Raw genomic sequence first — 586 nt, 5'->3', positions numbered from 1 at the left:
CCGGCCAAGCCGGCGGCCCGCCCGACGCCCAAGGCTGCGCCGTCCAAGCCCGCCGTCCACGCCCAGCAGGCCCGCGCCAAGGGCTTCGCCCTGGACATGGCGGTCGGCGGCGCGGACGACGAGGACATGGACTTCCGGGAGAGCGCCTGATGTCCGAAACCGCCAAGGGGCAAGGCGCCTCTGAGGGGCAGTACGTCACCTTCGGCCTGGGCGACGAACTCTTCGCCGCCCCGGTCGGCCTGGTGCGGGAGATCCTGACCTATCAGGCGCCCTCGCGCATTCCCAACAGTCCGGACTATCTTCTGGGCCTGACGGACGTGCGGGGGCAGGGGGTTCCCACGGCGGATCTTCGGATCCGCCTGGGCATGGCGCCGACCGAGCCGACGCTGAACACCCGCATCCTGGTGCTGGACATTCCGCTGGAGGACCGGGTGCTCAGCCTGGGCCTGGTGGCGGACCGGGTGTTCGAGGTGGCGGTCTTCAGCGCCGACCAGATCGAGCCGTCGCCCGACATCGGGATCAAGTGGCGCTCGGACTATATCTCGGGCGTGGTGCGGCGCGAGGACGGCTTCGTCGTCCTGATCGA

General features: G+C 70.3%; 1 protein-coding gene. It reads left to right on the top strand.

Going from position 1 to position 586, the window contains the following annotated elements; translation table 11 throughout:
* Positions 1–149: 149 nt before the first annotated feature.
* On the top strand, positions 150–586 hold a 437-nt coding region (locus AC07NC_RS17400), incomplete at its 3' end, for a chemotaxis protein CheW (protein WP_494570297.1).

Source organism: Brevundimonas sp. GW821-FHT10A07 (genome assembly GCF_059415785.1).
This window is presented reverse-complemented; position numbering and strand designations above follow the sequence as displayed.